This window comes from Streptomyces sp. NPDC001770 (assembly GCF_053596135.1).
The window spans coordinates 301,727-325,681 of sequence record NZ_JBSFFN010000004.1 but is presented as its reverse complement, the minus strand read 5'-3'; the positions used below and the strand labels follow the sequence as shown (position 1 = coordinate 325,681).

At 72.3% G+C, this 23,955-nt stretch carries 15 protein-coding genes and 1 rRNA gene; 9 read left to right on the top strand and 7 right to left on the bottom strand.

All coding sequences use genetic code 11. The annotated features are described in order from the left end of the window. The first annotated feature begins 148 nt into the window (after positions 1-148). A 5S ribosomal RNA gene (gene rrf / locus ACWCSV_RS06530) occupies positions 149-265 on the top strand. Between the two features lie 552 nt (positions 266-817). Here rrf and ACWCSV_RS06525 read toward each other — a convergent pair. Continuing rightward, positions 818-1,657 (bottom strand): NAD(P)H-binding protein, encoded by an 840-nt coding sequence (locus tag ACWCSV_RS06525; protein ID WP_451139088.1) that lies wholly within the window; start codon positions 1,655-1,657, stop codon positions 818-820. Positions 1,658-1,727: 70 nt separating this feature from the next. On the opposite strand from ACWCSV_RS06525, the gene ACWCSV_RS06520 reads away from it, so the two are divergent. Continuing rightward, positions 1,728-2,159, top strand: coding sequence for a winged helix-turn-helix transcriptional regulator (locus ACWCSV_RS06520; RefSeq protein WP_451139086.1), 432 nt, complete (start codon positions 1,728-1,730; stop codon positions 2,157-2,159). Positions 2,160-2,162: 3 nt separating this feature from the next. On the opposite strand, the gene ACWCSV_RS06515 is transcribed toward ACWCSV_RS06520, so the two are convergent. Beyond that, positions 2,163-2,630 carry a DUF2000 family protein gene (locus ACWCSV_RS06515; RefSeq protein WP_451139084.1) on the bottom strand — a complete coding sequence of 156 codons (468 nt, stop codon included), beginning with the start codon at positions 2,628-2,630 and terminating at the stop codon, positions 2,163-2,165. Positions 2,631-2,646: 16 nt separating this feature from the next. Between ACWCSV_RS06515 and ACWCSV_RS06510 the strand changes: the two genes are divergently transcribed. Next, positions 2,647-3,537, top strand: coding sequence for an AraC family transcriptional regulator (locus tag ACWCSV_RS06510; protein ID WP_451139120.1), 891 nt, complete (start codon positions 2,647-2,649; stop codon positions 3,535-3,537). Positions 3,538-3,547: 10 nt separating this feature from the next. On the opposite strand, the gene glgB is transcribed toward ACWCSV_RS06510, so the two are convergent. From glgB to ACWCSV_RS06490, 4 genes are all read right to left on the bottom strand, one after another. Beyond that, positions 3,548-5,989, bottom strand: a complete 2,442-nt coding sequence (gene glgB, locus ACWCSV_RS06505) for a 1,4-alpha-glucan branching enzyme (RefSeq protein WP_451139082.1) — start codon at positions 5,987-5,989, stop codon at positions 3,548-3,550. 125 nt (positions 5,990-6,114) lie between these two features. Then, positions 6,115-7,557 carry a maltokinase N-terminal cap-like domain-containing protein gene (locus tag ACWCSV_RS06500; protein ID WP_451139080.1) on the bottom strand — a complete coding sequence of 481 codons (1,443 nt, stop codon included), beginning with the start codon at positions 7,555-7,557 and terminating at the stop codon, positions 6,115-6,117. Positions 7,558-7,797: 240 nt separating this feature from the next. Beyond that, complete coding sequence (treS, locus tag ACWCSV_RS06495) at positions 7,798-9,504, bottom strand: maltose alpha-D-glucosyltransferase (RefSeq protein WP_266709274.1); 1,707 nt, start codon at positions 9,502-9,504, stop codon at positions 7,798-7,800. Further along, positions 9,501-11,501, bottom strand: a complete 2,001-nt coding sequence (locus tag ACWCSV_RS06490) for an alpha-1,4-glucan--maltose-1-phosphate maltosyltransferase (RefSeq protein WP_451139078.1) — start codon at positions 11,499-11,501, stop codon at positions 9,501-9,503. The genes treS and ACWCSV_RS06490 overlap by 4 nt, the downstream gene beginning before the upstream one ends. A 699-nt stretch (positions 11,502-12,200) precedes the next feature. Here ACWCSV_RS06490 and glgP point away from each other — a divergent pair. Continuing rightward, positions 12,201-14,957: an alpha-glucan family phosphorylase gene (gene glgP, locus ACWCSV_RS06485; protein ID WP_451139076.1), complete on the top strand. Its 2,757-nt coding sequence runs from the start codon at positions 12,201-12,203 to the stop codon at positions 14,955-14,957. Positions 14,958-15,092: 135 nt separating this feature from the next. On the opposite strand, the gene ACWCSV_RS06480 is transcribed toward glgP, so the two are convergent. Then, on the bottom strand, positions 15,093-17,135 hold the full coding sequence (locus tag ACWCSV_RS06480) for a M4 family metallopeptidase (protein WP_451139074.1): 2,043 nt from the start codon (positions 17,133-17,135) through the stop codon (positions 15,093-15,095). Positions 17,136-18,060: 925 nt separating this feature from the next. Here ACWCSV_RS06480 and ACWCSV_RS06475 point away from each other — a divergent pair. Genes ACWCSV_RS06475 through ACWCSV_RS06455 form a run of 5 tightly spaced genes read left to right on the top strand, consistent with a single transcriptional unit; the run spans position 18,061 to position 23,876 of the window. Further along, on the top strand, positions 18,061-19,518 hold the full coding sequence (locus tag ACWCSV_RS06475; protein WP_451139072.1) for a nucleotide sugar dehydrogenase: 1,458 nt from the start codon (positions 18,061-18,063) through the stop codon (positions 19,516-19,518). Continuing rightward, positions 19,515-21,074 (top strand): glycosyltransferase family 2 protein, encoded by a 1,560-nt coding sequence (locus tag ACWCSV_RS06470; RefSeq protein WP_451139070.1) that lies wholly within the window; start codon positions 19,515-19,517, stop codon positions 21,072-21,074. The genes ACWCSV_RS06475 and ACWCSV_RS06470 overlap by 4 nt, the downstream gene beginning before the upstream one ends. After that, on the top strand, positions 21,071-21,265 hold the full coding sequence (locus tag ACWCSV_RS06465) for a hypothetical protein (RefSeq protein ID WP_451139068.1): 195 nt from the start codon (positions 21,071-21,073) through the stop codon (positions 21,263-21,265). The genes ACWCSV_RS06470 and ACWCSV_RS06465 overlap by 4 nt, the downstream gene beginning before the upstream one ends. Further along, entirely contained in the window at positions 21,262-22,947 is a 1,686-nt protein-coding gene (locus ACWCSV_RS06460) for a polysaccharide deacetylase family protein (protein ID WP_451139066.1), read from the top strand. The genes ACWCSV_RS06465 and ACWCSV_RS06460 overlap by 4 nt, the downstream gene beginning before the upstream one ends. After that, entirely contained in the window at positions 22,944-23,876 is a 933-nt protein-coding gene (locus tag ACWCSV_RS06455) for a hypothetical protein (RefSeq protein WP_451139064.1), read from the top strand. The genes ACWCSV_RS06460 and ACWCSV_RS06455 overlap by 4 nt, the downstream gene beginning before the upstream one ends. The last annotated feature ends 79 nt before the right edge of the window (positions 23,877-23,955 follow it).

The window sequence follows — 23,955 nt, the reverse complement described above, 5'->3', positions numbered from 1 at the left end:
TTGATAGGCCAGATGTGGAAGCCCGGTAACGGGTGGAGCTGACTGGTACTAATAGGCCGAGGGCTTGTCCTCAGTTGCTCGCGTCCACTGTGTTGGTTCTGAAATAACAACCGCCGTGTTTTCATCCGGTTGGTTAATTTCATAGTGTTTCGGTGGTCATTGCGTTAGGGAAACGCCCGGTTACATTCCGAACCCGGAAGCTAAGCCTTTCAGCGCCGATGGTACTGCAGGGGGGACCCTGTGGGAGAGTAGGACGCCGCCGAACAATTTTTCCGGGAGACCCCCGTGCCTTGTGGCACGGGGGTTTTCTGCGTTCCGGGGTATGCGCGTGACTGGTGTTTTCGAGAGGCATCCGGAATGGCCCTCCACCTGGTCGACCGCCTCGCGGGGGAAATCCGGCCCTGGCCGACCATCCCGCGCTTCTGGCCCGCCTGACAGCCTGAGCACCACCCGGCCACGAGGGCCCCCAGCCCGGCCCGGTGCCGCACCGCGTTGAACCGGGAGGCACGACCGTGGGGTGCGTCGCTCTCGTAGTCGTCGACCTGGGCGAGGGTGTCTCACTCGTGGCGGATCGCCACCGGGCGCGTACCGGAGGCGCCTTCACACGCGGTCGCCCAGCCGCAACGGCCATCGATCAAGAATTCGGTGAACTGCCGGATCAGCCGCTCACAGCCGGCGATCGTGTCCTCCTTCAGGCCACGGCACATCTGCTGGGCCGCGAAGGCCGCAGCATCGCCGTGACCATCGCGTCCTCCGGGCGCGGCTGGATCACCCCGGGGACGTGCTTCGAACTGTCAGGGCGCTCAGGCCGACGCGGTCACCGGGGCGGTTCGCCGGCCGTTGCCGGCGGCTTCACCCCTGCCCGGTACACCTCCAGAGCCGGTCGCGGCGCGCGCCCGAGAAGCCTCGGCAGGGCGTTGTCCTCGACTCCGCTGCCGTCGAGGAAGCCCGCGGCGATCGCCGAGTAGGCGCCGACGAGCATGGGCACCTGGAAGGGGAGGGCGTCACCGGCCGAGGCGATCGCCTCGCGGGTCGCGGCGAGTGAGCCGGGCCGGTAACGCCCGCCCACCGCGTCCGCCAGGTCGTCACCGCCCAACGGCTCCTCGCCGACGAGTTCGTAGACCTTTCCCTCGTGCGCGCTGGGCTCGGCCACCACCCGGGCCGCCACCGCCGCCAGATCCTCCCTGGCCACCGCCGCCAACCTGCCTCCGCCCAGGGGGGCCACGATCGTGCCGTCGGCGTCGGGCGCCGCGACGGCGGCGAGGAACTCGGCGTACAGGCCGTTGCGCAGTACCGTCCACGCCAGCGGGGAACGCATCAGGCGGCGTTCGGTCCAGCGATGGGCGAGGGCGAAGGGCAGGTGATCGCCGTCGCCGCTCAGGCTGGTGTAGACGAGGTGCCGCACTCCGGCCTTCTCGGCGGCGGAGATCGCGGCGTCGTGACGGGCGAGGACGACGTCGTCCTCGCCGTATCCGGCGGAGACGAGCAGGAGCGTCTTCACGCCGGTGAAGTCCAGCGACGACGGGTCGTCGAAGTCGATACGCCGTTCGGCCGCGGACCGCGGGGTCCGGGTACCGAGTACGAGGCCTTCGCGACCGGCCAGTTCCTCGGCGACGAGCCTGCCGAGTGCGCCGTTCGCACCGGTGATGAGCAACATGGAAGTTCCCTCCTGAGCCGTGTGTTCTCATCCTCGGGAGCAGACGCCGATCGCGTAAGGAGGCACTTCGATGTCGGTAGGGCACACCGGTGTAACCACGTCCGAGCCGCAGGAGCCCGTGATCGTCTGCGAGACGCCGCAGGACGAGTGCGGTGTACGGGACGTCCTCGACCGGCTCGGCGACAAGTGGTCGGTCTACGTGATCGTCGAGCTCGCGTCCGGGGTACGGCGCTTCAAGGAGCTGCAGCGACGGATTCCGGGCGGGGTCTCGCAGCGCATGCTGACCCTGACCGTCCGCCGCCTGGAGCGCGACGGCCTGGTGAACCGGACCGTGTACCCGACGGTCCCGCCCCAGGTCGAGTACGAGCTCACCGAGCTGGGGCACAGCCTCACCCACCTGGTCAAGGCACTGGCGGACTGGTCGATCGAGCACCGGCCGGTCATCGCCGCGGCCCGCGAGGCCTGGGACGACGCCGGCCGGACCCCCGCCTTCGGCTCCTGAGACTCAGGGATGCATGCGTGCGCCCTTGAGCACCTTGTCCACCGCGTTGCGCGGCCCGTACACCGCCAGGCCCACCAGGTCGAGCGCGTCCGCGCCCACGGCCCGTACGGCCGCCCGGTTGTCCCGGTCGTTGCCGGTGGCGAACAGGTCCGAGGTGAACAGGGACCTCGGCAGCGCACGGGAGAGCACCCGGCGGTGCGCGGCCGTCAGCACCTCCTTCGTCCCCTCGAAGACCAGCACGGGCTGGCGGAACATCGGCATGTACGGGGTCCGGTCGGCGTCCTCGTACGGCTCGCCGACCACCTCGGGCGCCACCGTGCCGAGCCCGCTGACCAGGAAGGCGGTCACGTTCAGTCGCTGCCAGGTCTCCAGGTCCTCGCGGAGCAGCACGGCGATCTTGTTGTCGAAGCGGACGGGCGCGTTCTCGTCCGGGGCGGTGACCTGGGCGGTGTTCTCGTTCTGGGTGTTCATGCTCCGAGACTCCGCGATGCCCGGCCGCCCCGTCTTGTACGTTCTTTGCGTGACGTCCTCGCAGGAGCAGCAGCAGGAGATCTCCGCATGGCGCCCGCACGTCGCGGGCGTCGTCGAGGTCCTGCACGCCCACTTCACCGAGCACGCCTACCCCATGCACGTCCACGACTCCTGGACCCTCCTGATCGTCGACGACGGAGCCGTCCGCTACGACCTCGACCGGTACGAGCGCGGAACCCCGCGCGACACCGTGAGCCTGCTGCCCCCGCAGGTCCCGCACAACGGCTCGCCCGCCACGGCGCACGGCTTCCGCAAGCGCGTCGTCTACCTCGACATGACGCAGCTCGACGCGAGCCTCATCGGTCCTGCGGTCGACCACCCGGACTTCACCGACCCCCTGCTGCGCACCCGCGTCGGGCAGCTGCACGCCGCGCTCGCGCACCCCGGTGACGCCTTCGAGGCGGAGAGCCGGCTGGCCTTCGTGGGGGAGCGGCTGCGGGCGCTCCTGAGTCCCGGACCCGGCTCCAGCGGTACCGTGCCCGACGGCCGCGGCATCGCCCGGAACCTGCGTGACCTGCTCGACGAGCGGCTCCCCGAGGGGCTCACCCTGACCGAGGCCGCGCGACTGGTCCACGCCCACCCCACCCATCTGGTACGGGCCTTCAGCGGCGCGTTCGGCATCGCGCCGCACCAGTACCTGACCTCCCGCCGCGTCGACCTGGCCCGCCGCCTGCTGCTCGACGGGCGGCCGCCGGGCGAGGTGGCCACCGCCGCCGGGTTCCACGACCAGTCGCACCTCACCCGGCACTTCAAACGGATCATGGGAACCACCCCGGGCCGGTACGCCGGCGGAACACCCGGAAGCCCGGACCGTGCGGTCCGGGCTTCCGGGGACGCGGGGGTGTGACCGCCGCGGGTCAGGCCGGGCGGAACCAGACCGTCGCCAGCGGCGGCAGGGTCACCGTGATGCTGGTCCGGCGGCCGTGCGCCGGCACCTCCTCCGGCTTCAGCGGCTCCTCGTTGCGGACGTCGCCGCCGCCGTAGCGGGCCGCGTCCGTGTTCAGCACCTCCACCCAGCTCTCGGCCGACTCCGGCACCCCGATCCGGTAGTCGTGCCGGACCACCGGGGAGAAGTGGGAGACCGCGAGCAGCGGGGAGCCGTCCGCGTCGTAGCGGAGGAACGCCAGGACGTTGTCCTCCGCCGCGCCGCCGTCCACCCAGCTGAAGCCGCCCGGGTCGGTGTCGCGCTGCCAGAGCGCGGGGACCGCGCCGTACACCGCGTTGAGGTCACCGACCAGGTCGCGTACGCCGCGGTGGTCGCCGGAGGCCTCGTACGCCGGGTCGAGCAGCCACCAGTCCGGGCCGTGGCCCTCCGACCACTCGGCGCCCTGCGCGAACTCCTGCCCCATGAAGAGGAGTTGCTTGCCCGGGTGGGCCCACATGAAGCCGAGGTAGGCGCGGTGGTTGGCGCGCTGCTGCCACCAGTCACCGGGCATCTTCGAGACCAGCGCCTGCTTGCCGTGCACCACCTCGTCGTGCGAGATCGGCAGCACGTAGTTCTCGCTGTACGCGTACACCATGGAGAAGGTCATCTCGTTGTGGTGGTACTTGCGGTGCACCGGCTCCTTCGCCATGTAGGTGAGGGAGTCGTGCATCCAGCCCATGTTCCACTTCAGCCCGAACCCGAGCCCGCCGAAGCCGTCCGGGCCGGTGTGGTGGGTGGCGCGGGTGACGCCGTTCCAGGCGGTGGACTCCTCGGCGATCGTCACCACTCCGGGGTTGCGGCGGTAGACGGTCGCGTTCATCTCCTGGAGGAAGGCCACCGCGTCCAGGTTCTCCCGGCCGCCGTGCTCGTTGGGCGACCACTGGCCGTCCTCGCGGGAGTAGTCGAGGTAGAGCATGGAGGCGACCGCGTCGACCCGCAGGCCGTCGATGTGGAACTCCTCGCACCAGTAAGTGGCGTTGGAGACGAGGAAGTTGCGGACCTCGGTGCGGCCGTAGTCGAACTCCAGGGTGCCCCAGTCCGGGTGCGCCGCGCGGGACGGGTCGGAGTGCTCGTACAGCGGGCGCCCGTCGAACTCGGCCAGGGCCCACTCGTCGCGCGGGAAGTGCGCGGGCACCCAGTCCATGATCACGCCGATGCCCGCCCGGTGGAGCGAGTCCACCAGGTGGCGGAAGTCGTCGGGGGTTCCCATGCGCGAGGTCGGCGCGTAGAAACCGGTCACCTGGTAGCCCCAGGAGCCGCCGAAGGGATGCTCGGAGACCGGCATCAGCTCCACGTGCGTGAAGCCGAGGTCCTTGACGTACGCGGGGAGTTGCTCCGCGAGCTGGCGGTACGTCAGGCGCGGTCGCCAGGAAGGGAGATGGACTTCGTATACGGAGAACGGCGCCTCGTGCACCGGGCGGTCGCCGCGCCGGTCCATCCAGTCGCCGTCCTGCCACACGTAGTGCGAGGCCGTGACGACCGAGGCGGTGGCGGGCGGTACCTCCGTGGCGCGGGCCATCGGGTCGGCGCGCAGGGTGTGCGAACCGTCCGGGCGGCAGATGTCGAACTTGTAGAGCGCGCCCTCGCCCACGCCGGGGAGGAACAGCTCCCACACCCCGGTCGACCCGAGCGAGCGCATCGGCAGCCCGGTGCTGTCCCAGTAGGTGAAGTCGCCCGCGATCCGCACCCCCCGCGCGTTGGGCGCCCAGACCGTGAACCGGGTCCCGGCGACGCCCTGGTGCTCCATGACCCGTGAGCCCAGCGCGGTCCACAGCTCCTCGTGCCGGCCCTCGCCGATCAGGTGCAGGTCCAGCTCACCGATGGCGGGCAGGAAGCGGTACGGGTCCTCGATCTCGATCTCGTTGTCCGCGTAGCCGACCAGCAGCCGGTACTCCGGTACGTCCGCGAGCGGCAGCACGCCGGAGAAGAAGCCGTCGCCGTCGTCGAGGAGTTCGGCGCGGAGTCCCGCGTGCACCCCCTGGGCCAGCACCGTCACGGCCCGCGCGTGCGGGCGCAGCACCCGCACCAGCACCCCGCCGTCGTACGGGTGCGCCCCGAGCACGTCGTGCGGGGCGTGGTGCTCGCCGGCGAGCAGCCGGCCCCGGTCCGCGTCGTGCAGGGCGGGCGCGGGCCGGACGCCCTCCTCGGCGCCGCCGCGCCGGGGGCGGGGCGGCACTCCGGTCTTCCGCTTGGCCTTGGAACGCTTGGCCGGGGGTGCGGCTGCCGGAGCGGCCGCAGGTGCGGTGGCGGTGGCCGTGGTGGCGGCGGAGGCCGCCGGCACCGGCCCGTCGGCCGCCCCGGTCGTCACCGGCTGCGGGGCGGGTACGGCCTCGATGGGTTCGGGCGTGTCGCTGGACGGCTTACGGGCGGTCACGGGGGACGGCCTCCTCGGGGGGTCGGTCGGGGTGGGGGCGGGGCGTGCGGAAGGCGAGGACCGACGGGCCGGGGTGCGCCCGAGGGTCCTCCGGGCCGCGCGGCGGGGATGCCGCGCGGCCCGGATCAGGTGGACGCGGCCAGCCGCTGGATCGCGGCCATCGGGACGGGCAGCCAGTCGGGGCGGTGCCGTGCCTCGTACAGCACCTCGTAGACCGCCTTGTCCGTCTCGTGGGCGCGCAGCAGCTCGGGTTCGCTGCGCGGGTCGGTGCCCGAGACGTCGGCGTATCCCTCGCAGTACGCGGAGCGGCAGCGCTCCGCCCACGCGTCGCTCCACGGGCGGTGGGAGCGGGCCGCGTAGTCGAAGGACCGGAGCATTCCGGCGACGTCGCGGACCGGTGGCTGCGGGCTGCGGCGTTCGGCGAGCGGCCGGGCGGGTTCGCCCTCGAAGTCGATCAGTGACCAGAACCCGTCGGCGGCGCGCAGGGTCTGTCCGAGGTGCAGATCGCCGTGGACCCGGTGGGTGGCCCAGGAGCGGCCCCGGTGTCCGAGCCCCGCCACCGCCTCGAAGGCGGCGCGCAGCGCGGGGACGTACGGCAGGAGCGCGGGGACCGCCTGCGCGGTCGACTCCAGCCGCTCGGTCATCCCGGCGACCAGCTGTCCGATGCCGGGGAGGCGCAGGTCCGGGCCCGGCAGGGCGGAGGCGAGCGCGGTGTGGACCTCGGCGGTGGCCCGGCCGAGCGCGCGCGCTTCGGGGACGAAGTCGCGTCCCTCCGCGAGCGCGCCGAGGGCCAGTTGCCAGCCGTCCTCGGCACCGCGCAGGAAGGGTTGCAGCACTCCGAGGGTGAGCGGTTCCGGGGTGGTGGCCTCGAACCAGGCGACGGGTGCGGGCACCCGTCCGCAGCCCTCGCCGACGAGGGCGAGCGGCAGTTCCAGGTCGGGGTTGGTCCCGGGGAAGACTCTCCGCAGGATCTTCAGGATGTACGCGTCGCCGAAGACGAGCGAGGAGTTGGACTGCTCGGTGTCCAGCAGCCGGGGCGCGAGCCCCGCCGGAATCGTTTCCGCGCGCTCGAAGCGGAGCGCGCCGAGCGGCCCCGGGCGGCGGAACCGTTCCAGCAGAAGCCCGGCGAGGCGGGGGTCGTGGAGGCCCTCGTACACGGTGCGGCCGGCCAGCGGTCCGTCCGTCACCCGCCCGATGAGGGCGGCGGCCAGGCTCGGCGGCAGGGTGGTCCGGACTCCCAGCAGGAGCTGGTAGCAGTCACCGGTGGCGCGGGCGGGCAGTCCCGGCTGGTGGACCCGGACCAGGAGGTGGAGCAGTCCGGGGCCGGTCGCCGAGGCGTCCACCGGCAGTATCTCGGTGGCGGAGACCAGGGTGAACCCGGCCACCGGGTGGCCCTTGCCGGCGAACCAGCGTTGCCGGGGGAGCCAGTCGTGGAGCAGCGGGGCGAGTGAGGGCAGCAGTGCCGTCCCCGTCGTCGCGCCCCCGGGCCTCGGATGGGGTTGCGCGTGGGGCGCCTGTTTCGTGGTGCTCTTCGCCAGGGCGACGTGAGTGGATGCAGCCTCCGACATGGCATCGCGTCCTTTCCCCGGGCACACAGATGCGAGGAGTGTCCCGGATTGCGGCAATGGCTGTCCGGCTGTGCGGGACGTGTCGGGTGAGGATGGTCCGTACGGACTCGAATGGCCCAACGGCCGTCCGGGTCCTCCAGCGCTCGATGTGGGGGAGAGTGCCCCGTGCGGGACGGCGGAAACCGTCCCGCAGGAGCCGTGCGCACCGTTCCTCCGGGCGTAACGCCCCGGCGGAGCACGTCAGATGGCCGGGGCTTCCTTCCGCAGGCGGAACCAGTAGAAGCCATGGCCGGCGAGAGTGAGCAGGTAGGGCCACTCGCCGACGGCCGGGAACCGCACGCCGCCGATCAGTTCGACCGGGTGGCGTCCGTTGAAGGACCGCAGATCGAGCTCCGTGGGCTGTGCGAACCGCGAGAAGTTGTGGACGCACAGCACGAGGTCGTCCCCGTACTCGCGGGTGAACGCGAGCACCGCCGGGTTGGACGAGGGCAGTTCGGTGTACTCGCCCAGCCCGAAGGCCGGATTCTGCTTGCGGATCTCGATCATCCGGCGGGTCCAGTGCAGCAGCGAGGAGGGCGACGCCATCGACGCCTCGACGTTGGTGACCTGGTAGCCGTAGACCGGGTCCATGATCGTGGGCAGGAAGAGCCGGCCGGGGTCGCTGGAGGAGAAGCCGGCGTTGCGGTCCGGTGTCCACTGCATCGGGGTGCGCACCCCGTCGCGGTCGCCCAGCCAGATGTTGTCGCCCATCCCGATCTCGTCCCCGTAGTAGAGGATCGGGGAGCCGGGCAGCGACAGCAGCAGGGCGGTGAACAGCTCGATCTGGTTGCGGTCGTTGTCCAGCAGCGGGGCGAGGCGGCGCCGGATGCCGATGTTGGCGCGCATCCTCGGGTCCTTGGCGTACTCCGCGTACATGTAGTCGCGCTCTTCGTCCGTGACCATTTCGAGGGTGAGCTCGTCGTGGTTGCGCAGGAAGATGCCCCACTGGCAGTTCTTCGGGATCGCCGGTGTCTTGGCGAGGACTTCGGAGACCGGGTAGCGGCTCTCCCGCCGGACCGCCATGAAGATGCGCGGCATCACCGGGAAGTGGAACGCCATGTGGCACTCGTCGCCGCCGGCCTGGTAGTCGCCGAAGTAGTCGACGACGTCCTCGGGCCACTGGTTGGCCTCGGCGAGCAGCACCGTGTCCGGGTAGTTGGCGTCGATCTCCTTACGGACCCGCTTGAGGAAGCCGTGGGTCTCGGGGAGGTTCTCGCAGTTGGTGCCCTCGCGCTGGTAGAGGTACGGCACGGCGTCCACGCGGAAGCCGTCGATGCCGAGGTCCAGCCAGAACCGGAGGGCGGAGATGATCTCCTCCTGCACCGCCGGGTTGTCGTAGTTCAGGTCGGGCTGGTGCGAGAAGAACCGGTGCCAGTAGTACTGCTTGCGCACCGGGTCGAAGGTCCAGTTCGAGGTCTCCGTGTCGACGAAGATGATCCTCGCGTCGGGGAACTGCTTGTCGTCGTCGGCCCAGACGTAGTAGTCGCCGTACGGCCCGTCGGGGTCCGACCGGGACTGCTGGAACCACTCGTGCTGGTCGCTCGTGTGGTTCATGACGAAGTCGATGATGACGCGCATGCCGCGCTGGTGCGCGGCGTCCACGAACTCCACGAAGTCGGCGAGGTCGCCGAACTCCGGAAGGACCGCGGTGTAGTCGGATACGTCGTAACCGCCGTCGCGCAGAGGCGACTTGAAGAACGGCGGCAGCCAGAGGCAGTCGATGCCCAGCCACTGGAGGTAGTCCAGCTTGGCGGTGATGCCCTTGAGGTCTCCGATGCCGTCGCCGTTGGAGTCCTGGAAGGACCGGACGAGTACCTCGTAGAAGACGGCGCGCTTGAACCAGTCGGGATCCCGGTCCTTGGCGGGTGTGTCCTCGAAGGTGTCGGGAACAGGCTCATTCACGATCATGGTGTGGGTGACCCTCCGGTCGGCGGGGACGGTCGCAGGACGACGATGTGCGCGGGCGTGATACCCGGCTCTAGGCGCACATAGAAGGTCCTGCCCCAGTGATAGGTGTCGCCGGTGAGCTCGTCGCGCACCGGCACGCTCTCGTGCCAGTCGAGGCCGAGTTGCGGCATGTCCAACGAGACCGTGGCCTCCTGGGTGTGGTGCGGGTCGAGGTTCACGACCACCAGGAGGGTGTTCGATCCGGAGCGCTTGCTGTACGCGATCAGCGCTTCGTTGTCGACGGAGTGGAAATGGACGTCACGCAGCTGCCGGAGCGCCGGATGGCGGCGCCTGATCCGGTTGAGCGACGTGATCAGCGGAGCCAGCGAGCGTCCCTCCCGCTCCGCCGACTCCCAGTCCCTGGGCCTGAGTTCGTACTTCTCCGAGTGCAGGTACTCCTCGCTCCCCGGGCGCACCGGGGTGTTCTCGCACAGCTCGAATCCCGCGTACACGCCCCAGGACGGGGAGAGCGTCGCGGCCAGCACGGCCCGTGCCTCGAAGGCCGGCCGCCCGCCGTCCTGGAGGTAACCGGGAAGGATGTCGGGGGTGTTCACGAAGAAGTTGGGCCGCATGTACGCGGCCGACTCGCCCGAGACCTCGGTGGCGTACTCGGTGAGCTCCTGCTTCGTGTTCCGCCAGGTGAAGTACGTGTACGACTGCTGGAAACCGACCTTCGCCAGCGTGTGCATCATCGCCGGGCGGGTGAACGCCTCGGCGAGGAAGACCACGTCCGGGTCGGCGCCGTTGATCTCCCCGATCACCCGCTCCCAGAAGACGACCGGCTTGGTGTGCGGGTTGTCCACCCGGAAGATCCGCACCCCCCGGTCCATCCAGAACCGCAGCACCCGCACGGTCTCGGCGATCAGCCCGCGCATGTCCTTGTCGAAGGCGATCGGGAAGATGTCCTGGTACTTCTTCGGCGGGTTCTCGGCGTACGCGATCGAACCGTCCGGGCGGTGGTGGAACCACTCCGGGTGCTCCTTCACCCAGGGGTGGTCGGGGGAGCACTGGAGCGCGAAGTCCAGCGCGATCTCCATCCGCAGAGTGCGGGCCGTCTCCACGAAGTGGTCGAAGTCCTCCAGCGTGCCGAGGCCGGGGTGGACGGTGTCGTGGCCGCCGTCCGCCGAACCGATCGCCCAGGGCACGCCCGGGTCGTCGGCGCCCGCGGTCAGGGTGTTGTCCGGCCCTTTCCGGTGGGAGGTGCCGATGGGGTGGACGGGCGGCAGGTAGACGACGTCGAAGCCCATCGCGGCCACCGCCGGCAGCCGCTCGGCCGCGGTCCGGAACGTGCCGCTGACCAGCCGGGTCCCTCCGCCGGGGACGGTTTCGCGGCGGGCGCCCTCGGAGCGCGGGAAGAGTTCGTACCACGCCCCGTACAGCGCACGCGGGCGCTCGACGACCAGCGGCAGGGGGCGCGAAGCGGTGACCAGCTCGCGCAGCGGAAAGCGCGCGAGCGGGTCGGCCACCGCCGGGGTGAGCGCGGCCGCCAGCCGGTCCGCGGGCGTACGGCCGGCGTCGCGCAACGCGTCGACGGCGGCCAGAACCGCCTCCCGCCCGTCCTTCTTCGGAACGCCCGACGCGGCACGCTCGTGGAGCGCCGCGCCCTCGGCGAGCACCAGTTCGGTGTCGATGCCGGCCGGGATCTTGATCTGCGCGAGCCGCCGCCAGGTGGTCAGCGGGTCGCTCCACGCCTCGACCTTGTACGTCCAGCGCCCCTCGGAGTCCGGGGTGACGTCCGCTCCCCACCGGTCCGTCCCGGGAGCCAGTTCGCGCAGCGGCACGAAGGGGCCGCGCCGCCCGCTCGGGTCGCGCAGTACGACGTTGGCCGCCACCGCGTCATGGCCTTCGCGGAAGACGGTGGCGGAGACCTGGAAGGTCTCGCCCACCACCGCCTTCGCCGGGCGTCTGCCGCAGTCGACGAGCGGGCGGACGTCCAGGACGGGGATACGACCGATCATGACATCACCTGAAAGCTGGAGCGGGGCGTGCGGGGACGACGGCACGCGCGGCGAGGACCGCATCCGCGTGCCGCGAGAATGGGGATCAGTCCTTTGTAGCTGCTCAGCTGTCTGCTGACGGGCTGTGGGCATGGCCGCTCCTGTCCGCGTTCACTCGAATGGCACTCGAATGGCTGGCGTCCGCGGGGACGGTGCGCACGCTGCGGGGGTGTGCGCGAGGACGTGTGATGCCGGGTCGGCTGCGTACGCGGGTAGCCTTCCCACCGATTTCGCGTGGTCAACCCGGCGCCGTGTTAACTACTGGGTCGTAATCCGGACGCCGGGCGCGTCCGACGCCGGACTCCGGGCGTGCGGCGTCACACGAGTCACCGGGTACCCGCGCTCAGGCGACTCGCACCTCCCGGTGGGTTCGCCACCCCGGAAGCCTCTCCCGGCCGGCCCGGGCCCACAAGGTCGCCCGAGGGGGTGAAATCAGCCATATCCGTTCGGAGCGGGCGGGGTTGCCGGGACCACCGGGACTCCTGGGGCGGTGTGCGGAGGGCGGCGCGAGGGCCCGCGGACGCGCGCCGGACCGCGCCGGGACCCCCGTGCGCCGTGGCCCTACGGGGCGGGAGGCCGTTACCGTCGTCGTGGTGGAGCGGCGCACACCGTGGTGCGGCGTCCCCTCGGATTCGCAACTCCCCTGTAAAGGTGGAACGCGTGAAGGCCATTCGTCGGTTCACCGTACGTCCCGTCCTCCCCGACTCCCTGCGACCCCTGCACGACCTCGCGCGCAATCTGCGGTGGTCGTGGCACACCGAGACCCAGGAACTCTTCCGGTCCGTCGACCCCGAGGGGTGGCGCCCGGAGGACGCCGACCCCGTGCGGCTCCTCGGCTCCGTCTCCGCCTCCCGGCTGACCGAACTCGCCCGCGACGAGGAGTTCCTCGGCCGCCTCGGCGAGGCCGCCGACGAGCTCGACGGGTACCTCACCGGAGACCGGTGGTACCAGAGCCAGCTCGCCCAGGACATCCAACTCCCAAGCTCCATCGCCTACTTCTCGCCCGAGTTCGGAGTGACCGCCGCGCTGCCGCAGTACTCCGGCGGACTCGGCATCCTCGCCGGCGACCACCTCAAGGCCGCCAGCGACCTCGGCGTCCCGCTCATCGGGGTCGGCCTGCTCTACCGGCACGGCTACTTCCGCCAGTCGCTCTCCCGCGACGGCTGGCAGCAGGAGACCTATCCGGTGCTCGACCCCAACGAGCTGCCGGTCACCCTGCTGCGCGAACACGACGGCACCCCCGCGCGGGTGGTGCTCGCCCTGCCCGGCGGACGCTCCCTGCACGCCTGCGTCTGGAAGGCGCAGGTCGGACGGGTCCCCCTCCTCATGCTCGACTCCGACGTCGAGGAGAACGCCCCCGGCGAACGCGACGTCACCGACCGGCTCTACGGCGGCGGCAGCGACCACCGGCTCCTCCAGGAGATGCTCCTCGGCATCGGCGGGGTGCGCGCCGTGCGCACCTGGTGCCGGCTCACCGGCGCACCCGCCCCCGAGGTGTTCCACACCAACGAGGGCCACGCCGGGTTCCTCGGACTCGAACGCATCCGGGAGCTCACCGGAGCCGGCCAGGCACCCGGCCGACCCGGCCAGGCGCACGGACAACCCGGCGCGACCGGTCAGTCGGCCGGTCAACTCGGCGGCGCGGAGCTCGACTTCGACTCCGCGCTCGAGATCGTCCGGGCCGGTGCCGTCTTCACCACCCACACCCCCGTCCCCGCCGGCATAGACCGTTTCGACCGCCAGCTCGTCGCCCGGCACTTCGGCGACGACGGGGAACTCCCCGGAGTCCCCGTCGACCGCGTACTCGCCCTCGGCGAGGAGACGTACGAGGGCGGCACCCCCGGCATCTTCAACATGGCGGTCATGGGGCTCAGGCTCGCCCAGCGCGCCAACGGCGTCTCCACCCTGCACGGGGCCGTCAGCCGGGAGATGTTCTCCGGGCTCTGGCCGGGATTCGACCCGGCGGAGGTGCCCATCACCTCCGTCACCAACGGCGTGCACGCGCCGACCTGGGTCGCCCCCGAGGTGCTGGGCCTGGGCGCCCGGCAGGTCGGCGAGGACCGCGCCCGGGACGCGCTCGCCGGAGGCGAGGTGGCCACCGGCAACGGCGCCGACCGCACCGGCACCCCCCGCCGCTGGGACGCCGTCTCCGCCATCCCCGACCGCGAGATCTGGGACCTGCGCCGGGTGCTGCGCGAACAGCTCGTCACCGAGGTCCGCAAACGCCTCTACGCCTCCTGGCGCAGGCGCGGCGCCGGGACCGCCGAACTCGGCTGGATCGACGGAGTCCTCGACCCCGACGTCCTCACCATCGGCTTCGCCCGCCGGGTCCCCTCGTACAAGCGGCTCACCCTGATGCTCCGCGACAAGGACCGGCTGACCCGGCTGCTGCTCCACCCGACCCGGCCCATCCAGATCGTCGTCGCCGGCAAGGCCCACCCCGCCGACGACGGCGGGAAGCGGCTGATCCAGGAGCTGGTCCGGTTCGCCGACGACGCCCAGGTGCGCCACCGGATCGTCTTCCTGCCCGATTACGGCATGGCCATGGCGCAGAAGCTCTACCCCGGCTGCGACGTGTGGCTCAACAATCCGCTGCGCCCGCTGGAGGCCTGCGGCACGAGCGGGATGAAGGCAGCCCTGAACGGCAGCCTCAACCTCTCGGTGCGCGACGGCTGGTGGGACGAGTGGTTCGAGCCGGACTTCGGCTGGGCCATCCCGACCGCCGACGGTTCCGCCGTCGACGACGACCGGCGCGACGAACTGGAGGCCGACGCCCTCTACGCGCTGATCGAGGACCGGGTCGCCCCGCGCTTCTACGACCAGGGCGAGCACGGGCTGCCCGAGCGGTGGATCGAGATGGTCCGCCGCACCCTCGCCGCCCTCGGCCCGAAGCTCCTCGCCGGACGCATGGTCCGGGAGTACGTGGAGCGGCTCTACGCCCCCGCCGCGGTCTCCCGGCGCGCACTCGACGCCCCGGCCGCACGGGACCTCGCCGCCTGGAAGTCGAAGGTACGGGCGGCGTGGCCGCAGGTGGCCGTCGACCACGTCGAGACGGTCACCGACACCGCCGCGAGCGGATCGGCGGAGCTGGGCGCCACCCTCGCGCTGCGGGTCCGCATCGCGCTGGGCGGACTCGCCCCCGAGGACCTGGAAGTGCAGGTCGTCGCCGGGCGGGTGGACTCCGGTGACGCCCTCGTCGACGCCCAGACCACCCCGCTGAAGGTGACCGGCACCGGCGACCTGGAGGACCACCGGATCTACGAGGGCCCGCTCTCGCTGGACCGTACCGGCCCGTACGGGTACACCGTCCGCGTCCTGCCGTCCCACCCGCTGCTGGCATCCGGGGCCGAACTCGGCCTGGTGGCCCTGCCGGACGCGAGCGTCGGGGAGGAGGAGGGCGGGCCGGTGCTCCGCTGACCGGGGGCACGGGGTACAGCCGGCGCGGAACGTGCGGACGGCCCGGGAGGAGAGGTGATCTCCTCCCGGGCCGTCCGGCGTTCGTCCGTCACCGGGCCGGCGCGGAGCCGGTCGGGCCGGACCGGGTCCCGTGGGTCAGAAGGTGAGCTTGAAGCTGTTGATCTTGCCGGTGTCGCCCGAGGCGACGTCCTGCACCTTCAGCGTCCAGACACCGTTGGCGACCTGCGCCGAGGCGTTGACCGAGTAGGTCGCCACCACGTTGTCGGCCGAGTCGCTCGAAGAGGAGCTCTTCAGCCGGTACGAGGTGCCGTTCGGGCCGACGAGGTCGACGACCAGGTCACCGCGCCAGGTGTGGGTGATGTCCACGCCGACCTGGAGGGTGCTCGGGGCGTTGCCGGTGACACCGGAGACGGTGAGCGAGCTGGTGACAGCGGCGCCGTTGTCCGGGATCGAGACGGCGGTGCTGTTGGTGAAGACCGTCCCGGTGGGGGGCGTGGTGCCGCCGGGACGGGTACCGACGTTGATGCCGGCCCAGGCGTTGGCCACGGCGGTGTACTCGGCGCTCGTCGTGCCGTACAGCTCACCGGCGGCGGCGAGGGTACCGGTACGCGCGGAGGCGTAGTTGGTCGTCGTGGTGAACTTCGTGGTGAGCGCCCGGTACCAGATCGCCAGCGCCTTGTCCCGGCCGATGCCGGTCACGGCGAGGCCGTCCGAGGTCGGCGAGTTGTAGGAGACGCCGTTGACGGTCTTGGCGCCGCTGCCCTCGGAGAGCAGGTAGAAGAAGTGGTTCGCCGGGCCCGAGGAGTAGTGGACGTCGGAGCTGCCGATGCCGGAGAACCACGAGTCGTACGACCCGCCGTCCTTGCTCGGCTTGTCCATGTAGCGCAGCGGGGTGCCGTCGCCGTTGATGTTGATCTTCTCGCCGACGAGGTAGTCGCCCGGGTCGGCCGCGGTGTTGGAGTAGAACTCCACACCCGCCGCGAAGATGTCGCTGGTCGCCTCGTTGAGGCCACCGGACTCGCCGCTGTAGACCAGTCCGGCGGTGGCCGCGGTGACGCCGTGGGACATCTCGTGGGCCGCCACGTCCAGCGAGGTCAGCGGGGCGGCGTTGCCGGCGCCGTCGCCGTACGTCATGCAGAAGCAGCTGTCGGTCCAGAAGGCGTTGACGTAGTTGTTGCTGTAGTGGACGCGGGAGTAGGCGGCGACGCCGTTGCCCTTGATGCCGGTGCGGCCGTGGACGTTCTTGTAGTAGTCCCACGTCTCGGCCGCGCCGTAGTGGGCGTCGGCGGCCGCGGTCTCGGTGTTGGTGCCGACGCCGTTGCCCCAGACGTCGTCCGCGCCGGAGAAGAGCGTCCCGGTGCCGGACGTGCCGTGGTTCAGGTTGTACGTCTTGTGGCCGCCGCGGGTGGAGTCGGTGAGGTTGTACGAGCCCGTGGTGCCCGAGGTGCCGAGGGTGACGGTGCCGCTGTACTGCGTGTTGCCGGTACCGGTCTCGATGCCCTGCCACTCGAAGAGCTTGGCGCCCGAGGCGGCGTCGGTGACGACGTGCAGCTCGTTCGGGGTGCCGTCCTCCTGGAGGCCGCCGACCACCGTCTCGAAGGCGAGCTTCGGGGAGCCGTTCGCCAGCCAGACGACCTTGCGGGGGGCCTGGCTCGCCGTGGTGGCCTTCGAACCGTCGGCCGAGGCCGCGCTCAGCGCCTGCTTCTCGGCGGCGGCCGGGGCGATGTCGGCGACGGTGTCGACGGCCTTCAGCTGCGCGCTGGTGGCGGGGGAAGCCTTGGTGACGGACTCGGTCGCGCCGGCCGTGCTCGACGTGACGACGAGGTCGCCGCCGAGGACCGGCAGCCCGCCGAGGGTGCGCTCGTAACGGGTGTGCACCGTGCCGTCGGCGTCCTTGACGACGTCACGGACGACGAGCTTCTCCGTCGCGCCGAGCCCCAGTTCCTTGGCGGTGGTCGCCTTGTCCGCGTCGGCCGCGGAGATCAGGGCGGCACGCTGGGCGGGGGAGAGCGCCGCGGGAAGCGCACCCGAGTTGACCTTGCCCAGGGCGGGGGAGACCGCCGGGGCCGAGGCGGGGGTGGCGGTCGCCGAGGGCGAGGTGACTCCCACGGCGACCAGGGCCGCCGCGGCTATGAGTGCGCCGGTCGCGGTGGTGCGACGGCTGTGCGTGAGTCTCACGCGGACTCCTTCTGCGAGGGGGGTACCGGCGGGCAGTGGCCCGGTCGGCAGTGCAGGCGGTGCGCGGAACGACGGAAGAGTGACAGTCGCGACAGGCCTCTGTCAGGAGCGCGTCAACGATTTGGCCAGAACTCGTCCGTTGCCGGGTGGCCGGTGTTCGTTAAGCGGACGTTTCGTCGATCTTCGTCGTGCCGACACCCGCCGGCCGTCCGGCGCCGTAACCACCGAGAACGACGGGGCGCGGCCGCATGCGGCCTGTTCGAAATTTTCGGGGCTCAGGGGCTCCGGCTCACGTGCTGAGACGCTCGGCGTGCATGGCTCATAACGAGCCATGCACGGCACGTGCCGAGCGAGGGTGCGGGGGAGGGCTGAGCGAGGGTGCGGGGGCGGGCTGAGCGCGGCCGGGTGCTGGGGTGCGGGGGCCTGCGGGTCGGCCTGGGGGTGGGGCCCGGGGCCGGGGCCGGGGTGCGCATCGGCGCACGAGTGACGGCCCGTCGGTTCGGTCGTACGATCATTCCATCGTCGAATTGTCAGGAGCGGCGTGCGCATTTCCTTCCGGGCAGGGCTCATTGAAATGATGAGTATGCGAACGGATGGCGGGAAATACCCGATCGCGCTCTCGCGCCGTGTCCGTCCCCCTCTTTCGTGACGAATCGGGCACGATTCGTCCGTGGTGACAGGACGACATCAGAATCCGGTCGAACCGGGCGCGAACTCCGGGACGGAACATCCGGCATCCTCCGCTCCGGCGGGAGACGTTCCCGCCCAAGGGCGCACCGAACCCGACCGGAATTCCCCAACGCCCCCGAGTTCCAGCGCCTTTACCGGCCCGGAAGCCCCGCCCGGCCCCGATCCGGCGCCGGAGGACGGTACGCCGTTCCGCGTCCCGCTGTCGCGGACGGAGCGCCATGGGCGGGCCGTCGCCGTGATCGGGCTGGGGTACGTCGGGCTGCCGACGGCCCTGGCGCTACGGGCGTCGGGGGTACGGGTGATCGGGATCGACGTCAGCGCGGACCGGCTGCGCGACATCCGCGCGGGCGCCGTGGACCTGACGCCGCGGGACCGGGAACGCCTGGCGGACGCCCTGCTCGACGCCGCCTTCCTGCTCACGGACGACCCGCGGGCCTCCGCCTGGGCGGACACCGTGGTCATCTGCGTCCCCACCCCCGTGGACCGCCACCAGGTGCCTGACCTCTCCATGCTCACCACGGCCTGCGCCTCGGCGGTCGCGTACGCGGTGCCCGGCCAGCTGCTGGTGCTCACCTCCACCAGCTACGTGGGGACGACCCGCGATCTGCTGCTCACGCCGCTCGCGGCCCGGGGGATGAAGGTGGAGACGGACGTCTTCGTGGCGTTCGCTCCCGAGCGGATCGACCCGGGCAACGCCGGCCACAGCCAGGACCTCACCCCGCGCGTCGTGGGTGGCGCCGGGCGCCGTTCCACCGTCTCGGCCGCCTCGGTCTTCTCACGGATCGCCCCCTCGGTCCACACGGTCGGAAGTCCGGAACTCGCCGAGATGACCAAACTCTGGGAGAACACGTTCCGGGCCGTCAACATCGCGCTGGCGAACGAACTGGCCGACAGTTGCGCGGTTTTCGGACTGGAACCCCGAGCGGTGATCGACGCGGCGGCGACCAAGCCGTACGGCTTCATGCCCTTCTACCCGGGCCCCGGGGTCGGCGGTCACTGCATTCCGTGCGACCCCCATTACCTGCTCTGGCAGTTGAGGGCCGAACGGATTCCGTCGCCGGTCGTCGACGCGTCGATGCGGGCCATCGCGGAGCGCCCCGGCCGTATGGCGGGGCTCATCACGGCAAAGCTCGCCGCACGGGGAATTCCGCTCGCCGGGTCGCGCGTGCTGATGGTCGGGATCGCGTACAAGCGGGGCGTCGCGGACGTCCGCGAGAGCCCGGCGCTGGAGATCATGGGGCTGCTCGCGGACTGGGGCGCGACGGTCGCCTTCACGGACCCGCTGGTACCCCGCGCCCAACTGCGCGGCGCCACGCTGACCGGCCTCGCCGACCCGTGGGAGCAGCAGTGGGACCTGGTGGTGCTGCACACCCTGCACCCCGGCACCGATCTGAGCCGGCTGGGCCCCGAACACACGGTGCTGGACATCTCCCAGGACCGCAGGGGGCCCGGAACCGCCGGGACCTACCGGGCGGGCGGGGTGTCCGGAGCGGCGCAGGGCGAGGCGGGAGCGCACCGGTCGGCCGGGTCGGCCGCGTCGCGGGGAGTGGACGGACGGGCCGGTTCGCAGGGGGTGGCCGGTTCGGCCGGCGCACAGGAGCGGGTCGGACCGGCGGGGCCTGTCGGTTCGGCCGGGTCTGTCGGTTACGCCGGGCCTGTCGGTTCGGCCGGGCCGGCGGGGGAGCCCGTATGACCCTGACGGACCGGACCCCTGCCGACAGCACCCCTGCCGACAGCACCCCCGCCGACCGGACCCCCGGCGCACCGCCCCGCCCGCCCGCCGCCCGGCGGTCCGGTTCCGGCCGCGCCCCCGCGCCCGCCCGCCCGGTCCGCCCCGTGCGCCGGCTCGCCCGCTCCCTCACCCGGTGGCTCGCGGCGGCGGCCCCCGGGGCCGGGCGTGGAGTGCGGCGGCTGGTGGTGCTGATCTGCCTGATGCCCCTGACCGTGCTCCTGGCCCGCCAGGCGCTCCGGCTGCCGCACCTGGCCACCGTCCCGGTGTACGGCCTGGTGGTCCTCGGGGGCACGATCGCCGTGCTGTACCTCGCCTACAGCCGGTACGAGGACCCCTCGACGACCTCCGGCCCCCGGGAGCCCGACCCCGGCTTCCCGCCGCTCGCCGCCCGGCCGCGCGTCGACTTCCTGCTCGCGGTGAAGGACGAGGCCGGCGCCATCGAGGCGTGCGTGCGCTCCATGGCCGCCTCGGACTGCCCGGGGGTGCGGATCATCGTGGTGGACGACTTCTCCACCGACGGGACCCGCGACATCCTGGTCCGGCTGCGGGACGAACTCGGCGTCACCGTGCTGCTGCTGGACGAGAACGTCGGGAAGAAGCACGCCCTGGTCGCCGGGTGCGCGCGGGCGGACGCCGAGGTCATCGCGTTCACCGACTCCGACTGCGTGCTGGCGCCCGACGCGCTCCGCCGCTGCGTGGACGCCCTCGCCCGCCACCCGGACCTCGGCGCCGTCAGCGGGCACTGCAGGGCGCTCAACCCGGAGGCTTCGCTGCTGACCCGCGTCCAGGACGTCTGGTACGAGGGCCAGTTCAGGATCGCCAAGGCGGCGGAGTCCTCCTTCGGCTCGGTTTCCTGCGTCTCCGGGCCGCTCGCGGTCTTCCGCCGGGAGGCGATCGTCAACTACCTCCCCGCCTGGGCCGGGGACCGCTTCCTGGGCGCTCCCTTCCGCTTCGCCACCGACCGCCAGCTGACCGGGTACGTCCTCGGGCAGGCGTGGATCGGCCGGTCCCTCAAGCACCGCTACCGCGATTCCCCGTTCGTCTCGGCCGAGGACCACCCCGAACGCCGCTGGCGGGTCGGCTACGTCCGGTCGGCCCACGTCCGTACCAACGTTCCCGCCCGGCTGGCCCCCCTGATGCGCCAGCAGGTCCGCTGGAAGAAGAGCTTCATCCGCAACCTCTTCTTCACCGGCTCCTTCATGTGGCGCCGGGGCCCCGGACCGGCCGTCCTCTTCTACGGACACGTGCTCTGGGTAGTCGCCGCACCGCTGATGGCCGTCCTCCACCTGGTCCGGGCCCCCCTGCACGGCGCGTACTTCCTCACCCTCCTCTACGTCTGCGGTGTCCTGCTCAAGGGCTGCGTCTGGGGCCTCGCCTACCGGGTCGACCACCCCGGCGACACCCGCTGGAGATACCGCCCCCTGATGTCCCTCTTCTCCTCGGTGGTCCTCGCCTGGCTGCTCCCGTACTCCCTGTTCACCGTGCGACGCGGCATCTGGTCGAGGAGCGCGACGTGAGGGCGGGCGACCGGAGGTCGAGTGGCTGGCGGCTCGGCGAGGAGAACCGGGGCGGCACGGGTACGGGTGCCCCGGGGGCGCCCGACGGCGGTGCCGCACGCCGCGCGGCCCGGCTGCTGGCCGGGGCGCTGACCGTCTGCGCGGTCCTCGCCCTCTACCTGCTGGTGCTGTTCCGGGGAGACCTGACGTGAGCCCCGGCGGACCGGCCCCCGTACGGGCGCGGGCGGCGGCGGTACGGGCCCTGCTCGGGCTGCTGGCCCTGGCGCTGGTCGCCCTGCCGTTCTACGCGGTGTGGCGGTACGAAACCCACCGCGGCCAGGTCACCCCGCAGGCGGCCCCGCCCGCCGGAGCGCCGCCCACCGTCGTCGCGGCCGGTCCCGCGGACGACGCGGCGGCGCCCCCCGTCGTGCTGGCGTACCACGACATCGGGCCCGGCGGCCGCGGCAAGTACACCGTGACCCCCGAGGACTTCGACGCGCAGCTCGCCACCCTGGCGAGGGCCGGCTACCGGAGCCTGACCACCGAGGAGTTCGTCCGCTACCTCGACGGGGGAGCCCCGCCCGCCCGCCGGTCCGTCTACCTCACCTTCGACGACGGCACCCACGGTCTCTGGGTGCACGCCGACCGCATCCTCGCCAAGTACCGGATGCACGCGGCGGCGTTCCTGATCACCGGATCGGTGGGCCGCCACCGTCCGTACTACCTCTCCTGGCAGGAGATCGGGCGCATGGCCGCCACCGGCCGGTGGGACTTCGAGGACCACACCCACGCCCAGCACCGGCGGGGCGAGGTGGACACGGCCGGTACGCGGGCGTCGGCGCTCTCCAGCCGCCTCTGGCTGCCCGGGGAGGGGCGGCCCGAGCGCGTGGACGAGTACCGGGCGAGGATCGCCGGGGACCTGGACACCTCGCTCGCGGAGATCGCCCGGCACGGCCTGCCCCGGCCGCGCCTCTTCGCGTACCCCTTCTCCGAGGCGTCCGAGGCGTCGGAGCTGTCGGAGGCGTCGGAGGCGTCGAAGGGTGCGGAGCCCGTCGACCCCCGTACCCCGAACGGCATCCTCCGGCGCGAACTGGCCCGCCGGTTCACCGCCGCCCTGACGAACAACTCCGACCGGCCGCTCCCCGCCGGACGCCGGGCCGCGGCGGCGCGCGAGGTGCGGCGCATGGAGATCACCCGGGCGACGGACCTCCCCGCGTTCCGCGCCGGACTGGAACTCTGGACCGCGGTGCCCCCGGCCGCCTGCCCCGACCCGCTGAAGGACACGGCCCGCTGGGAGCCCACGGGTACGGCGGGCCGGGGCGGCACCGGCGTCGTCCTCACCGGCGTCTTCACCGGCCGGGGGCCCTACCCGGGGAGGACGGGGTACGCGGAGGCCGCCTACCGGCCCGTCGCCACGGCGGACTGGACCGACTACACGGTGGACGTGACCGTCGACCGGTTGCGCGAGGCGACGAACAACGTCGGCATCGTCGTACGCGACGGCAGCCGGGTGCCCCTCACCGTCTCCCTGAGCCACAGCTACGTCAGCCTCTTCGCGGGGACCGGGGACCGCCGGACCGAAGTGGCGCGGCGCACGCTCCACGACGACACCGTGCACCGGGTGCGCGTCACCGTGCGGGGCGACCGTACCGAGATCGTGGTCGACGGGCGCTTCCGGATCGAGTGGACCGAGCCGGGGGCCGCCGGCGGGAACGGCAGGGGCGGCCTCGCCCTCAACATCCGCAACGGCGACGCCCAGGGGGAGTGGCCCCGCTTCGCCGCCCTCCGGGTCGCCGCACTGCCCGGAGCCGGAGCCGGTACGGACACGGCGACCGGGACCCGAGCCGGTACGGAGACCGCCGGGGCCGCCCCGCCGACGGCGGAGGCGCGGTGAGCCGCCGGCGGCAGGAAGGGCCTGTCCCCGGGTACAGCCGCCGCGCGGTGGTCGGGCTGGGGCTCGCGGCCACGACGGGCGTCCTGCCGTTGACCGACGGGCCCCCGGCCGGGGCGGGGACCGGGGAGGGCGGTGCGGGAGGCGGGGGGCGGCGAGGCCCGGAGGCGCACAACGCCGAGGCGGCGCTCCCGGCCCCGGCCAAGGCCGCCCCGCTGACCTGCGGGTTTCCGGACGTCCCTGCCTTCGTCGCGGTCTTCCCCGGCTCCGGCCTGATCACCAACGAGTACGCCCACCGGCACTCCGGCGCCGCCGATGCCCGCACCGACCCCGACTGGACCGTCACCAGCGGATCGCTCTTCGCGGACCGGGGAAGCGCCTGGAGCGGTGCCCCCGACGGGCTCTCCCCGGACCCGCTCTCCCGGCTGCACACCGGCTCCTCGGTGCTGCGCGCGGTGACCGTACGACGGGACTTCGCGGACACCGCCGTACGCACCCGGGTCCGGCTGCGGCCCCCAGGCACCACCGCCCGTACCCCCGCGACGGACTGGGACGGCGGGCACCTCTGGCTCCGCTACCGCAGCCCCCAGGAGCTGTACGCGCTGAGCTTCCGGCGGCGCGACGGACTCGTCGTCATCAAGCGCAAGTGCCTCCCGCCCGGGGCCGCCGACGGCACGGAGGGCACGTACACGACCCTCGCCCAGGCGTCCTGCGCGATCCCGTACGACAGCTGGCACCCCGTCGAGGCGCAGGTACGCACCACCGCCGAGGCCACGGTCCGCCTGCGGCTCCTCGTCGACGGGAGGACGGTCGCCGAGGCCGTGGACACCGAACCCGGGGTCCTCACCGGCCCCGGCGGGGTGGGGATGCGCGGCGACAACACCGAGCTGCGGTTCGCCGCCTTCACCGCCGTCGGGTGCCCGCCCGCGTGAATACCGGGGAGGCCGCACGCGCGCGGCGGCCCCGGACCGGGTTCCGGCAGGACGTCCCGGCACGGACACGGTGGCGTCC